The sequence below is a fragment of the Pseudenterobacter timonensis genome (assembly GCF_900021175.1).
Lineage (GTDB): Bacteria > Pseudomonadota > Gammaproteobacteria > Enterobacterales > Enterobacteriaceae > Enterobacter > Enterobacter timonensis.
In genome coordinates this window covers 895,999-910,023 of sequence record NZ_FCOP01000011.1, presented here as the reverse complement: position 1 = coordinate 910,023, position 14,025 = coordinate 895,999, and the positions used below count along the sequence as shown (strand labels likewise).

Genomic DNA, 14,025 nt, shown 5'->3' with positions numbered 1-14,025 from the left:
CTAACATAGCCAAATAAGATAGATAACGATAATTAATATCATTATCAAATCATGGATGTCGCTATGTCGTTTTCCTCTCACCCGGCGCGCGCCGTTGCCGTGCCTTCACTGCTATTGATACTGCTGCTGGCCATCGCGCTAAGCCTGCTGACAGGCGCAAAATCCCTGCCCGGCGCGGTGGTGATCGACGCGCTTTTTGGCACCTGTCAGAGCGTCGACTGCACCATCGTGCTGGATGCCCGCCTGCCGCGAACCCTTGCCGGACTGCTGGCTGGCGCGGCGCTCGGTCTGGCCGGCGCGCTGATGCAGACCCTTACCCGTAACCCGCTGGCCGATCCCGGTATTCTTGGCGTTAACGCCGGGGCGAGCTTCGCCATTGTGCTGGGGGCGGCGCTCTTTGGTTTCTCCTCCCCCATGGAGCAGCTCGGCATGGCCGTTTGCGGCGCGCTGGCCGCCTCCCTGGTGGTGGCGTTTACCGGCAGCCAGGGCGGCGGTCAGCTCAGCCCGGTGCGGCTAACGCTGGCGGGAGTGGCGCTCGGCGCGGTGCTGGAGGGGCTCTCCAACGGCATCGCCCTGCTTAACCCGGACGTCTACGATCAGCTGCGCTTCTGGCAGGCGGGCTCGCTCGATATCCGTACCCTGCAAACGCTAAAAGCGGTGGTCATTCCGGTGGTGATTGCCGGCGCCGTGGCGCTTCTCTCCAGCCGGGCGCTTAACAGCCTGAGCCTCGGCAGCGACACCGCTACCGCCCTCGGCAGCCGCGTGGCGCGCACCCAGCTTACCGGCCTGCTGGCGATCGCGGTGCTCTGCGGCAGCGCCACGGCGGTGGTCGGCCCGATCGCCTTTATCGGCCTGATGATGCCGCACATGGCGCGCTGGCTGGTGGGGGCGGATCACCGCTGGTCGCTGCCGGTGACCCTGCTGGCGACCCCTGCCCTGCTGCTGTTTGCCGATATTATCGGGCGTCTGCTGGTGCCGGGAGAGCTGCGCGTCTCGGTGGTCAGCGCCTTTATCGGCGCGCCGGTGCTGATCTTTCTGGTGCGACGCAAGCGGGGAGGTGCAGCGTGATGGCCCCCTCCCGTCGGCTGGTCGCCAGCTGCGCTCTGCTGATTCTCACCGTTCTGCTGCTGGCGATCTGGAGCCTGCGCAGCGGCGCGGTAATGCTCGACTTTACGCAGGTTTTTCAGGCTCTCACCGGCAGCGCCCCGCGCAGTATGACGCTGGTGGTCACCGAGTGGCGTCTGCCGCGCGTGGCGATGGCGATAATCGTGGGCGCGGCGCTCGGGGTCAGCGGCGCGATTTTCCAGTCCCTGATGCGTAACCCGCTCGGCAGCCCGGACGTAATGGGTTTTAACACCGGAGCGTGGAGCGGCGTGCTGGTGGCGATGGTGATCTTCGGCCAGCATCTCACCGCCATTACCCTCGCGGCGATGGCGGGCGGCATTCTCACCTCGCTGGTCGTCTGGGCGCTCGCCTGGCGCGACGGGATCGACACCTTCCGGCTGATTATCATCGGTATCGGAATGCGCGCCATGCTGATGGCCTTTAACACCTGGCTTCTGCTGCAGGCCTCCCTGGAGACCTCCCTCTCCGCCGGGCTCTGGTTTGCCGGCTCGCTCAACGGCCTGACCTGGACGAAAACCGTTCCCGCGGCGCCGCTCATCGCGTTGATGTTTATCGGCGCCTGGCTGCTGTCGCGCCGGATGCGCCTGCTGGAGATGGGTGACGAGAGCGCCTGCGCGCTGGGCGTCAGCGTGGAGCGCTCGCGCCTGCTGCTGATGCTGGTGGCGGTAGTGCTGACCGCGGCGGCAACCGCCATCGCCGGGCCGATCTCCTTTATTGCGCTGGTGGCGCCCCACATTGCCCGGCGGCTTGGCCGCACCGCGCGCTGGGGGCTGACCCAGTCGGCGCTCTGCGGCGCCCTGCTGCTGCTCGCCGCCGATATCTGCGCCCAGCGCCTCTTTATGCCTTATCAACTTCCGGTAGGCGTGGTAACCGTCAGTCTCGGCGGTATCTACCTTATCGTCTTGCTCGTTCAGGAGTCCCGCAGGAAATGAATGCCAGCACCCCCCGCTTGCGCGGCGAAAACCTTACTCTGGGCTACGGCAAAAAAGTGGTCGCCCGGGAACTCAGCGTCGACATCCCCGACGGTCATTTTACGGCCATTATCGGCCCTAACGGCTGCGGTAAATCGACGCTGCTGCGGACCCTGAGCCGCCTGATGACGCCGCTTGAGGGCCACGTTTATCTCGACGGCGATGCCATCCAGCGCTATGCCAGCAAGGAGGTGGCGCGGCGTATCGGGCTTCTGGCGCAAAACGCCACCACGCCGGGCGATATTACGGTGCAGGAGCTGGTGGCGCGCGGACGATATCCCCACCAGCCGCTCTTCACCCGCTGGCGTAAAGAGGATGACGAGGCGGTTGCGCGGGCGATGCGGGCGACGGGCATTACCGATCTGGCGCAGCAGAGCGTGGATACGCTCTCCGGCGGCCAGCGCCAGCGGGCATGGATCGCGATGGTACTGGCGCAAGAGACGGCGATCATGCTGCTGGATGAGCCGACAACGTGGCTCGATATCAGCCATCAGATCGACCTGCTGGAATTGTTAAGCGAGCTGAACCAGACCCAGGGTTACACCCTGGCGGCGGTGCTGCACGACCTGAATCAGGCGTGCCGCTATGCCACCCATCTGATCGCCCTGCGCGACGGGGAGATCGTGGCGCAGGGAGCGCCGGAGGAGATTGTGACGCCGGCCCTGATCGAACGGATCTACGGGATGCGCTGCATGATTATTGACGATCCGGTGGCGGGCACGCCGCTGGTGGTACCGCTGGGACGGCGTGCGGGTTAATCCCGCCTGCCGCGCCGTTATTGCTTTACGCGGGCGGATGCCGGACAATTATTCTTTAACTGAAGATTAACATTACCATGAAGCACCCGCTGGAATCCCTCTTAACGGCAGGAGGCATACTGCTGATGGCCATGCTCTCCTGTCTGCTGCTGCCCGCCCCCTCCCCTGGACTGGCGCTGGCGCAAAAGCTGGTCTCGTTTTTCCATATGATGGATCTTAACCAGCTCTACACCCTGCTTTTCTGCCTGTGGTTTTTGGTCCTCGGCGCGGTCGAGTTTTTCGTGCTGCGCTTTATCTGGCGCCGCTGGTTTTCGCAGGCGGAATAGCCCTCCCCCTTTTCAGGGAGAAGGGCGTTAATGCGCCCGGTCGTGGTTTTCCCGGCGGTAGGCGCCAGGCGGCTGGTTGAAGGTGCGGGTAAAGATGCGGGTAAAGGTCTGCTGCGAGTCAAACCCGTAGCGCAGGCAGATCTCGTAGACCTTCTCATCCGATTCGCGCAGATCCCGGGCCGCCAGCTGCAGCTTGCGTTTACGGATATAGCGCCCGAGGCTCTCCCCCTTGTACTGCATAAAAAGCCGCTGCAGATGCCAGCGGGAGTAGCCCGCGTGCCGGGCGATATCCTCGATACGCAACGGCTGATGAAGGTTATCGTCGATCCACTCGACGATAGTGTCGATGACCTGAGCGGAAATCGTCATAGCGCCCTCCCCTGTTCCTCGATTAACCATTATTGCCACCATGTCTGAAAACGCTGCGTGGCGTCATTAAGCCGGATCGGCTCCCCCAGTTCGGGCGTCAGCAGGCGATAGTTTTTATCCTGGCTCGCCTGCGCCAGCCGAATCAGCGGATCGTTCCAGGTATGCTTCGCCAGCACAAAGCGCCCGTTATGGCCTGGCACCACCGCGCTGGCGTTGATATCGACGGCGGCCTGCGCCGTCTCCTGCGGATGCATGTGGATGTAGCGCCAGTCATCGTCATACTGACCGTTCTCCATGATGGCGAGATCCACCTTGCCAAACTGTTCGCCTATCGCCTTAAAGTGCGGCCCGTAGCCGGAATCGCCGCTGTAGTAAATCTTTTGCTCAGGGGTGACGAACATAAAGCTGCCCCACAACGTCTGGTTGCGCTTCAGTCCCCTGCCTGAAAAATGGCGCGCCGGCAGCAGGTGAACGGTCAGCGCATCGCTGATACGCACCGACTGGTTCCAGTCGCGCTCTTCAATAATGTCGGATTTCATCCCCCAGTAGCGCAGGTGCGATCCCACGCCCAGGGGGGTAACCACCCGCTTCACCTTCGGCAGCAGCGCTTTGATGGTGGCGTAATCCAGGTGATCGTAATGGTCATGGGAGATGACCAGCAGGTCGATGTCCGGCATCGTCTCTGCACGCCAGGGGTACTCTCCGGCAAAGGCTTTATTCAGAAATGAAAAGGGGGCGGCGTAATTGCCCAGCACCGGGTCGATCAGAATGCGTTTCCCCGCCAGCTGCAGATACCAGGAGGAGTGGCCCAGCCAGACCAGGCGATCCTGGTCCAGCGGCAGCGCGGCAAGATCGGTATTCACCAGCGGCAGCGGCGCGGCGGGACGGGCGTTTTCCGTTTTGCGCGTCAGAAAATCCCACCAGGCCGCCAGCGTCGATTTATCCCCGGTAAAGCCCGGCGTTGGCAGCGCGTTGTAAAACTGGCCGTCCCGATAATGGGGGGAGGCTTGCACCGGGGTCAGCTCCGCCCCCTGCGGCGGCTGGCCAAATCCGGCGTTCAGGACAAAGGGCAGACCCGCCGCTGTCGCTATCATCATGACTAACACCACGCTTACGATAAGAGGCTTTTTCATATCCTGACCCGGCTATGCCCCCTTTAAACAGGGGTTTATGCCAGTGAGCTTGATTATGAGTGAGTAAGCACTCATTATAAGGGTGATGAATAAGTCGTCAAGACGTTTTCGATCTTTGACATTGCGCGTTGCAGCAGTATGACGCGCATGCTTCAATACCGCTTTTTAGCATCAATGTGAGGGCAAATTGCGTGGCGCGTCCCAAAAGTGAAGATAAAAAACAGGCCTTGCTGGAGGCAGCAACCGCCGCCTTTGCGCAGTCGGGGATCGCGGCGTCAACCGCCCTGATTGCCCGCAACGCGGGCGTTGCCGAAGGAACCCTGTTTCGCTATTTCGCCACCAAGGACGATCTGCTTAATGCCCTTTATCTGCATCTGAAACAGGATCTTTGCCGCGCCATGCTCGCCAGTTTAGATCGCGGCCTGACCACCCCCAAGGAGCATACCCGCAGCATCTGGAACAGCTACATCGACTGGGGGCTTAGAAATCCGATAGCGCACGGCGCGATTCGCCAGCTCGGCGTGAGCGAGAAAATCACCGCCGAAACGGAGCAGGCGGTGCATGAACTGTTCCCGGAGCTGCACGATCTCTGTCGCCGCTCGATCCGCCCGGTCTTTCTCTCCGACGCGTTTCACGCCTTCGGCGACGCGCTGTTTCTGTCGCTGGCGGAAACCACCATGGCGTTTGCCACCCGCGAGCCGGCCCGGGCGGCGGAGTTTAAGGAGCTGGGTTTTGAGGCGATGTGGCGGGCGCTCGCTATCGAGGTGCCCCATGGAGAGTAAGGCATTACAGGCGCATGCGAAGCGCGTGGCGCTCGAACTGCCCTTCACCGAACTGTGCTGGCCCTTTGGCCCGGAGTTTGACGTCTTTAAGGTGGAGGGGAAAATTTTTATGCTGGCGGCGGTGGCCCACGGGCGGCCGCACATCAGCCTGAAATCGGACCCGCAAAAATCGCTGTTAAACCAGCAAATCTATCGCGGCATCGAGCCCGGTTACCACCTCAATAAAAAGCACTGGATTTCAGTCTACGCCAGCGACGATATCACCCCGGAGCTGGTGACCGACCTGGTCGCTGAGTCCTGGAATCGGGTGGTGGATAAGCTGCCGAAAAAGACGCAAAAGCGTCTGCGTCCTGACTGACTGTTCGTCTCAGACGAACAGAATAAGCGCATCGATAGCCCTTATCATTTCCCGGTTCCCCCTGTAATCTGCTTCTCTTTCTGCCCGCCGTGGGCATATTTTTAATACCAGGAGTCGTTATGGATATCATTTCAGTTGCCCTGAAGCGCCATTCAGCTAAAGCCTTTGATCCCGCTAAGAAGCTGACCGCTGAGGAGATTGAAAAAATCAAAACGCTGCTACAGTACAGCCCGTCCAGCACCAACTCGCAGCCGTGGCACTTTATTGTCGCGGGTACTGAAGAGGGAAAGGCGCGCGTGGCTAAATCGGCTGCTGGCAGCTATGTATTTAACGAACGCAAAATGCTGGATGCGCCTCTCGTGGTGGTCTTTTGCGCTAAAACGGCGATGGATGATGCCTGGCTTGAGCGCGTGGTGGATCAGGAAGAGGCCGATGGCCGTTTCGCCACCCCGGAAGCTAAAGCCGGTAATGACAAAGGGCGCCGCTACTTTGCGGATATGCACCGGGTAGATCTGAAAGATGATGCGCAGTGGATGGCGAAACAGGTTTACCTCAACGTTGGTAACTTCCTGCTGGGCGTCGCCGCGATGGGTCTGGACGCGGTGCCGATCGAGGGCTTTGACGCTGCCGTTCTCGATGCGGAATTTGAGCTGAAAGAGCAAGGCTATACCAGCCTCGTAGTGGTGCCGGTTGGCCATCACAGCGCGGAAGATTTCAATGCTGCCCTGCCGAAGTCCCGCCTGCCGCAGAGCACCATTATTACTGACTGCTAATCGCAACGCCGCAGTCACCTGCGGCTCGCCTCCTCAGAGTGAGGACTGAAGCGGCAACCAAGGTTGCCGCTTTTTTATCGCCGCGACAGCTTAAACGCCACAAACAGAAAGATAATCCACGCCGGCAGCAGCAGCGCCGAAAGACGCATTCCCTCCATCGTACACATCAGCACCAGGATCATCGCCAGAAAGGCGATACAGAGATAGTTCCCCGCCGGATAGAACAGCGCTTTGAAGAGGGTTTCACGCCCTTTACGGCGCATCGCCGCCCGAAAGCGCAGGTGCGCCAGGCAGATCATGATCCAGTTCAGCAGCAGCGTCGCCACCACCAGCGCCATCAGCAGGCTAAAGGCCTCCTTTGGCAGCAGATAGTTAATCAGGATCACAAGCGAGGTTACGGCACCGGAGAGCAGCAGCGAGTTGACCGGCACGCCGCGACGGCTGACGCGGGTTAAAAACTTCGGCGCGTTGCCCTGCACGGAGAGCCCAAACAGCATGCGGCTGTTGGAGTAAACGCCGCTGTTATAGACCGAAAGCGAGGCGACCAGAATGACGAAGTTCAGCGCGGAGGCGACGACGTTGCTGTTGAGATCGTGGAAAATCATCACAAACGGACTGCTGTCAGATTTGATCTCCACCCACGGGTAGAGCGCGAGCAGGACCACCAGCGAGCCAATATAGAACAGCAGAATACGGTAGACCACCTGGTTGACCGCTTTGGGAATGCTTTTATGCGGATCGTGCGCTTCCGCGGCGGTGATGCCGATAAGCTCCAGCCCGCCAAAGGAGAACATAATTACCGCCAGGGAGAGAATAAGCCCTTTCCAGCCGGTCGCCAGAAAGCCGCCATGCTGCCACAGGTTATCCAGCGTGGCGCGCTCGCCCCCGTTGCCGCTAAAGAGTAGCCAAAGGCCAAAGCCGATCATCCCGATAATGGCCAGCACCTTGATAAGGGCGAACCAGAACTCCGTTTCGCCATAGAGGCGTACGTTCACCAGGTTAACGGCATTGATGATCACAAAGAAGGCGGCCGCCCAGACCCAGGTGGGAACGCCCGGCAGCCAGTACTGCATATAGATGCCCGCGGCGGTCAGCTCCGCCATCCCCACCAGCACGAACATCACCCAGTAGTTCCAGCCGGAGAGGAAGCCGGCAAAAGGTCCCCAGTATTTCCACGCAAAGTGGGCAAAGGAGCCCGATACCGGCTCTTCAACGACCATCTCGCCAAGCTGGCGCATAATCAAAAAGGCGATAAACCCCGCGACGGCGTAGCCCAGCAGAACCGCCGGCCCCGCCATCTGAATCGCCGGACCGATGCCAAGAAAGAGCCCGGTACCAATGGCGCCGCCGAGGGCGATTAACTGAATATGTCGGTTTTGCAAACCACGATGCAGCGTCGGACTCTTCTCCGACGCCCCTCCGGCAATACCCTTGCCGGAAGCTGATGACGCGTTTTTCACGCCCTTCCCCTGTCTCTTTTTTAGAAGGGGCACGTTTTAACACTTCGGGCTGGCGCGAGCAAGCGAATGGAGGGGCCTCCCTGCCCCGAACGGCGGCCCGCCTCAGAAGGCGTAATCCACGGAGACCTTAAAGGTGCGCGGCTCCCCCTGGAAGAGATAGGTACCGGAGTCGTCCACACCTGCCCAGTAATTTTCATCCGTGACGTTATCGATACCCGCGCGCAGGGTCATCTGGTTGCCCTGATTGACCGTGAAGCGATAGCGCATCCCGAGGTCCAGCGTGGTGTAGCTGTCGAGCTTCTTGCTGTTCGCCAGATCCGCATACTGGGAGCCGGAGTGGTTCACACGGGCGGTGGCGGTCAGACCGTCGAGGGTCGGAATATCATATTCCGCCCCCAGTACGGCGTAGAAGTTCGGCACGCCGATGGCGTCGTTCCCCTGGTTCAGACCGTTGTTGGTTTTGGTGAGCTCCGCCTGCAGCCAGGTGGCGCTGGCGTTCAGACGCACGCCCAGCAGCGGCTCGCCGAAGAGATTTACCTCCACGCCGCGGTTACGCTGCTCCGCATCGAGACTGTAGTAGCGGGTTTCACTGTCAAGAATGGCCGACGGCATTTTGATCTCAAACAGCGCCAGCGAGCCGCCCATGCGGCCGAAATCAGCCTTCACCCCCACTTCGTTCTGCTTCGAATGGACGATGCCGGTGCTCTGCCCGTAGTTAATGGCGGTGTTGGGCGCGGTTTTTCCCGGCTGGAGCGCTTCGGTGTGGTTGGCGTAGAGCGAGATTTCGCGCCACGGCTTATAGACCACGCCGTAGGTCGGCATCCAGCGGCTGCCGTCGAAGCTGTCGCCCGGGTTTTCCACGCCGGTGATTTTGCTGTAGCCACGGATCACCACCTTCTGATGGCGCGCCCCGGCGGTAAACAGCAGCTTGTCGTCCAGTACGCCGAGGGTATCGCTCAGCAGCCAGCCCTGGGTGCGGGTGCGTCCGCTGGTGAGCGGATCGCTGTACTTCCCGCCGGAGCCGTTAAAATTGCTGCTGTCGGGCGCGTCAACGCCGTCGTTGTGATAGATGTTGGTGGCGGGATTATCCGCCGCATTAGACATTTTCCAGGCGATTTTTTCATTTTTGGTCATCGCCGAGTAGCCGACATTCACCTTGTGGGAGATGAAGCCGGTGTCGAAGTTACCGCGCAGCCCCGCCATACCGCTGACTGAATCGCTGATGCGGTTAGTATCAAGACGCGTGGCGGTGGCGTTGCCGCTTTTGTCGATAAGCTTCGCGCCGCTGTAGAGCCCCTCTTCATGAGCGTGCTGCGCCCCCAGACCGGTGTAGGCGGTCCAGTTATCGGTCAGATCAACCTCGCTGCGCCAGAGGCCAAACTCGTTTTCGATATCGCTGTAGGCCCATTTTTGCGAGTAGTTGCGATCGTTTTTCGGCGGTTCCGGCACAAAATCGACGCCCGAAATATTGACGCCGGTTTCGCCGCCGTGGAAGGTTTTCTTCTGGTAGCCCACGTCCAGTGAGGAGCGCACGGCATCGCCTTTGTAATCCAGCCCGACGGCGGCCAGCGTGGTACGACGGCGATCGTTTGCCACCGGCGCTTCGCCTTCGCGATGCACCAGATTGACGCGCGCGCCGAACTGGTCGTTGTCGCCAAAGCGGCGGCCCGCGTCCAGCGTGGCGCCGAACTGGGAGTCGGAGGTGTAATCCACCCCCACCTTCGCCTGCGGCGTATCGCCCGCGTGCTTCGGCTCAAGATTAATCATCCCGCCGACGCCGGAGCTGGCCGCGCCGTTCATCAGGGCGTTGGCCCCCTTAAAGACCTCGATGCGATCCACCATCTGCGCATCCACCACCTGACGCGGCAGCACGCCCGAAAGCCCGCCAAAGGTCATATCGTCGCCGTCAAACTTCAGGCCCCGTATGCGGTAGCTTTCGGCGTAGTTGCCGTAGCCCTGCACAAACTGCACGCCCGCGTCGTTTGCCACCACGTCGGCAATGGTTTTCGCCTGCTGATCTTCCACCAGCTTCGAGGTGTAGCTAATGACGTTAAAAGGGACATCCATCGCGTTTTGCTGGCCGAGCATCCCCAGCCGCCCGCCGTTCGCCACCTGTCCGTCGAGAAAAGCGGGCATCGGCTGGTCACCGCCGGGTTTGAAATCGCCCGCCGGCGCGGCCTGCACGACGATAGTCTCTTCCCCGGCCTTTTCCGCCGCCTGGGAAACGGGCGCAACCGCGCCAATGGCCAGCGCCAGCAGCGTTTTTTTCATTTTTCTGGTCTCTCTCATAACCGACTCATCAGAGCAAAATGGCCCGCTCCCGGGCCGGAGTATTTACTGGAGGGCGATACGAACCACGCTGTCCGGCCCGTTGGTGGAGTGGTCTTTATTGAAGGGCTGCTTCACGGTGACGTAGAGCGTCTGCCCGTCCGCCGACAGCAGCAGGCTGTTCGGATGAGGTGGCAGATCCCAGGAGCGTTTCACCGCCAGGGTGGTGGCATCCAGGCTCAGCAGCTTTCCGCTTTCACGCTGGGTGATGTAAAGCTCGTGGCGCGCGGCGTTGAATTTCACCGCCAGCGAGTCGCCCACCGGCAGCGAGCGAATGAGCGCGCCCGTGTTGATATCGAGCACCAGCGTGGTTTTTGCTTTTGAATTATCGGTTACGAAGAGACGGCCTGTTGCCTTGTCCTCCGCCATATTGAGCAGCAGCGCCGGTTTGTCGCCGAGCGGCTTCCAGCGTTTTTCGATACGGTTGTTGCGCGGGTTGATCACCAGGATTTCACCGCCGCCGTTCGCCGCGTAGAGCCTGCCGGTTTGTTCAGACCAGAGCAGGCCGGTAACCCACTGCCCGGCGTTTTTGATGGTCTTTTTCAGCGTCAGCGTGTCGGCGTTGACGACCCAAATCACCCCCGGTTCGCCCACGCCGCCCACGTAGAGCAGCCCGTCGTGCAGCAGAATTTCCCGGGCGCCAAACGGGTATCCTTCTTTATTGCGCTCGGTAAACATCAGCCGTTTTTTCACTTTGCCATCGGCGGTGCTAATGGCTGAGATACCGCCGTCCAGCGAGTTGGTGACATAGAGCGTCTGGCCATCCGGCGAAATCGCCAGCGCGAAGTTTTTCAGATCGGTGTGGCTGCGGCCCCGGCTCTTCAGCGTGGCGGGGTCGAGCTTATAGATCACCCCGCCCTGCACATCCTTAAAACCTTCTGAGCTGGCAACGTAGAGGGCATCTCCCTTCGGGCTCAGCGCCATCTCATAGAGGCCGTCGGCAAGCTCGCGTTTAATAATTCCGGTTTGCGCTGCGGCGGGCGCAGTTTTTTGCGCTGCCGGAACGGGAGCGGCGTCGTGGTGGGCGGCACAGCCGGTCAGCGTCGTGGCGATCAGTAGCGCCAGCGTGGACAATGTTTTCGTCATCAGGAACATCCATTACCGTCAAAAAAGGAGGCGGAAACTGCATCGCGTCTTGCTGGCGCGTCGGGTTATGGCAGGCCGTCTGGCCTGAGCAGGATCCGTGTTTCACATTCAGCGTTCCATGTGAGGTAGCCTCACTATCAGTGCGGAAAGGGTCCATCAGGGCCGCAAACACTAAAGAGAATGAGAACTATACTCATTATCTTTATGTAAGCAAGCGTAAAGGTAATCTGGCAGGAAAAAAGGGGCGCTAATCCCGGATGCAGTAAAAGACCGGCGATCCGGCGTAAAGAAAATAGTAGCTGGCGTCGTTTGCGGGTACGACCTGAAAACTCACGCCGCGCTCACGTAAATGATAGAAATCAGGGATCACATTTCGGAACGGGAAATCCTTTCGCGGTAATTCATTGGTCTCGCTGGAGATCATAATAACCCGCCCGGCCTCATGCCAGTAATCAAACTCCACCTTATTACTGAGCCTGATGGTCGGTTTCCCCGGGCTGCTATATTCCCCTGACGACTGATAGTGTCCCTTCCCCTGCCGGAAGTCATAATTCATTATCAGTTCGATCGCCGCATCACCCTGAATTATAGTGGTATAGGCTTCGCAGGAAAAACTATCCCGCTGCGCGTGCAGGTAGCCGGCCGCAATAAGGGGCGCCGCAATGGCGATAGCAATACCGGACCAGATCAGCCTGTTTTTACTATTCATCATCCTGAAAACGCTCGCTATAAAAAATGGAGTGACAATTTGTCTGGTTATTTTCGACACGTCTGTCGCAAACCAGAACCACGTTCCCCAGCTGCAACTGATTAAAGGATATATACACCACCCCGCCCGGGTCACAGGTCAGCGGATATCGTTTAGAAAGTGCATTAAAGAGTTGCCTGCTTTTATTATTATCACGCAAAGAGGAGAGAATTTCACAGCCATTTACCTTTCCCGCCGACTGGTAGCGAGCATAGACGGGGGCCGGAGGTTTCAATTCATTGTAGAGCACAAAGCATGCACCGATAAAAAGCAGCGCGGCCAGACAATAAGCGATTTTCATAGTCAACGCGCAGTCGGTACGCTTTTTTACGCGCCCGCTCTCCTCCTGAATAACGGGCGGGTTGAGAACCGCAACCGTGGGGGAAGCCACCCACTCTTCAGGGCTGACTACCCTTATCCGGGCGACCGATTTAAATCCCTCCTTTGGTACCGTCTGGACGATATTTTCTTGCAGACCCGCTGTTTTCAGCGCTTTGCGGATAGAGGCGATGGTTTGATAGAGGGCGTTGGTGGTCACCACGGCGCCCTGCTTTTCCCAGACGGCGGCAAAGAGAAATCGCTGGCTTAACACCTCTCCATTGTGCTCCAGCAGCAAATTCAGACACTCACTCACCGGCCCATGCAGCGTAACGGCCCACTGCGGATAACCAGAGGCGGGTCCCAGCCGGCGTCGATCCGGTTCAAAAAGCACCGTTTCATTGATTAGGTAAATTATGTTCATGGCGTGTTCATCAGCCCTGTGAGAATAACAGGACATTTTCCATCCTCACGGCGACACATAACCAAATAGTTCTGATTCAGATTTTTATCTGATATTAATCAGCAAGATAAATCATTCCCTAACGCACTGCAAATGGTCGTTCCTGGCATATGCCGCGAACGATGACTCACTATAAATCATAGAACTTCACTCTTCTTTTTGTCAGGTAAATCTTATCTTCACCATCATCGGAGGGCGTGATCCGAAACGGTGCGGGGAACGATGCACCGCCTGCAGTGAAAGATTCTACATTCAGTCGAAAATAGACGATATAAAGTTGATCTGTAGATCGCTCACTCCAAATCAGCAGATTGCGCTAACCAGGCCGGGAAGATGGACTCATAAATACTGGAAATAGGATTTAGGGAACAGAATAGCGCATTCGCAGGGGGGCAACATAAAGCAGGTTGTAGCGTAGCCTGCTGAGTATTGAAACTCTTTCGCGCGGCAATATAATCGGCCACATAAATAATAGGGATTTATACCGCTCTCGCTGTCAATACCTCTGGCCTCGTGCAAATTATGTGGATTACAAAAAATGGACTATCAGCTATACGGTTTTAAAATTGGTGATGGAATACACTTCGATATTCTGCACCGCAGGTTGTATCGGCTCACAGGGGATCTGACGGATAAAAGCGTGGCGTTCGCTTCGATATATTTTAATGATACCATGATGCGGCTTTTTCTCTATCTTCTGCAGCATGGGCGAGGGAAAGTTGTCCCTAAGGAAGAGTTATTTGAAAAAATATGGGAAGAGTATAATCTCAGCCCCTCCACGCAACGTTTATGGCAGGTACTGCACAACCTTAACGGTAAACTTCAGCTGCTGGGTTTGCCTGATGATTTTATTATTAATATTAAAGGTCGTGGCTACTTCATAAACTATCAGGAGGTCATTCCCGTATATTACAGAGTAAGTGAACTCCCGCCGAATTTAAAAAAGAAGGAGACACCATTTGCTCTGAGTGAGTGATGTCAACTCAGATGTTTTGCCCTGAGCCTGACGCCGGGGCTTTTTTTATCC

General features: G+C 58.4%; 15 protein-coding genes. 8 read left to right on the top strand and 7 right to left on the bottom strand.

The annotated features are described in order from the left end of the window. The first annotated feature begins 63 nt into the window (after positions 1-63). From fepD to BN3796_RS10565, 4 genes are all read left to right on the top strand, one after another. Positions 64-1,068, top strand: a complete 1,005-nt coding sequence (fepD, locus tag BN3796_RS10580) for a Fe(3+)-siderophore ABC transporter permease (protein ID WP_061708306.1) — start codon at positions 64-66, stop codon at positions 1,066-1,068. After that, positions 1,065-2,057 carry an iron-enterobactin ABC transporter permease gene (gene fepG / locus BN3796_RS10575; protein ID WP_061708305.1) on the top strand — a complete coding sequence of 331 codons (993 nt, stop codon included), beginning with the start codon at positions 1,065-1,067 and terminating at the stop codon, positions 2,055-2,057. The genes fepD and fepG overlap by 4 nt, the downstream gene beginning before the upstream one ends. Further along, complete coding sequence (gene fepC / locus BN3796_RS10570) at positions 2,054-2,854, top strand: iron-enterobactin ABC transporter ATP-binding protein (protein WP_061708304.1); 801 nt, start codon at positions 2,054-2,056, stop codon at positions 2,852-2,854. The genes fepG and fepC overlap by 4 nt, the downstream gene beginning before the upstream one ends. Positions 2,855-2,931: 77 nt before the next feature. Next, complete coding sequence (locus BN3796_RS10565) at positions 2,932-3,180, top strand: DUF1158 domain-containing protein (RefSeq protein ID WP_061708303.1); 249 nt, start codon at positions 2,932-2,934, stop codon at positions 3,178-3,180. Positions 3,181-3,207: 27 nt separating this feature from the next. On the opposite strand, the gene BN3796_RS10560 is transcribed toward BN3796_RS10565, so the two are convergent. Together BN3796_RS10560 and BN3796_RS10555 are read right to left on the bottom strand one after the other, a co-directional pair. Next, positions 3,208-3,549, bottom strand: coding sequence for a RamA family antibiotic efflux transcriptional regulator (locus tag BN3796_RS10560; RefSeq protein WP_061708302.1), 342 nt, complete (start codon positions 3,547-3,549; stop codon positions 3,208-3,210). 29 nt (positions 3,550-3,578) lie between these two features. Next, positions 3,579-4,682 (bottom strand): MBL fold metallo-hydrolase, encoded by a 1,104-nt coding sequence (locus BN3796_RS10555; protein ID WP_061708301.1) that lies wholly within the window; start codon positions 4,680-4,682, stop codon positions 3,579-3,581. A 191-nt stretch (positions 4,683-4,873) separates the two neighbouring features. Here BN3796_RS10555 and BN3796_RS10550 point away from each other — a divergent pair, with 191 nt between their 5' ends. The 3 genes from BN3796_RS10550 (at position 4,874) to nfsB (ending at position 6,595) form a co-directional block, all read left to right on the top strand. Further along, positions 4,874-5,464, top strand: coding sequence for a TetR/AcrR family transcriptional regulator (locus BN3796_RS10550; protein ID WP_061708300.1), 591 nt, complete (start codon positions 4,874-4,876; stop codon positions 5,462-5,464). Beyond that, the gene (locus BN3796_RS10545; protein WP_061708299.1) at positions 5,454-5,822 is read left to right on the top strand and encodes an MmcQ/YjbR family DNA-binding protein; all 369 of its coding nucleotides are present in this window, start codon (positions 5,454-5,456) and stop codon (positions 5,820-5,822) included. Before BN3796_RS10550 ends, BN3796_RS10545 begins: the two co-directional genes overlap by 11 nt. 119 nt (positions 5,823-5,941) lie before the next feature. Next, positions 5,942-6,595, top strand: coding sequence for an oxygen-insensitive NAD(P)H nitroreductase (nfsB, locus tag BN3796_RS10540; protein ID WP_061708298.1), 654 nt, complete (start codon positions 5,942-5,944; stop codon positions 6,593-6,595). 74 nt (positions 6,596-6,669) lie between these two features. Here the strand turns inward: nfsB and pheP are convergent, their stop codons facing one another. From pheP to BN3796_RS10515, 5 genes are all read right to left on the bottom strand, one after another. Further along, positions 6,670-8,055, bottom strand: a complete 1,386-nt coding sequence (gene pheP, locus BN3796_RS10535; RefSeq protein WP_061708297.1) for a phenylalanine transporter — start codon at positions 8,053-8,055, stop codon at positions 6,670-6,672. Positions 8,056-8,157: 102 nt separating this feature from the next. Then, a complete protein-coding gene (locus tag BN3796_RS10530) occupies positions 8,158-10,326 on the bottom strand; it encodes a TonB-dependent receptor (protein ID WP_148381784.1) in 2,169 nt (722 codons plus the stop codon). Between the two features lie 63 nt (positions 10,327-10,389). Then, entirely contained in the window at positions 10,390-11,469 is a 1,080-nt protein-coding gene (locus BN3796_RS10525) for a YncE family protein (protein ID WP_061708295.1), read from the bottom strand. A gap of 247 nt (positions 11,470-11,716) precedes the next feature. Further along, on the bottom strand, positions 11,717-12,181 hold the full coding sequence (locus BN3796_RS10520) for a hypothetical protein (protein ID WP_148381783.1): 465 nt from the start codon (positions 12,179-12,181) through the stop codon (positions 11,717-11,719). After that, complete coding sequence (locus BN3796_RS10515) at positions 12,171-12,959, bottom strand: winged helix-turn-helix domain-containing protein (protein WP_061708293.1); 789 nt, start codon at positions 12,957-12,959, stop codon at positions 12,171-12,173. Before BN3796_RS10515 ends, BN3796_RS10520 begins: the two co-directional genes overlap by 11 nt. A 577-nt stretch (positions 12,960-13,536) precedes the next feature. On the opposite strand from BN3796_RS10515, the gene BN3796_RS10510 reads away from it, so the two are divergent. Further along, positions 13,537-13,974, top strand: a complete 438-nt coding sequence (locus tag BN3796_RS10510; RefSeq protein ID WP_061708292.1) for a winged helix-turn-helix domain-containing protein — start codon at positions 13,537-13,539, stop codon at positions 13,972-13,974. Positions 13,975-14,025: the final 51 nt, after the last annotated feature.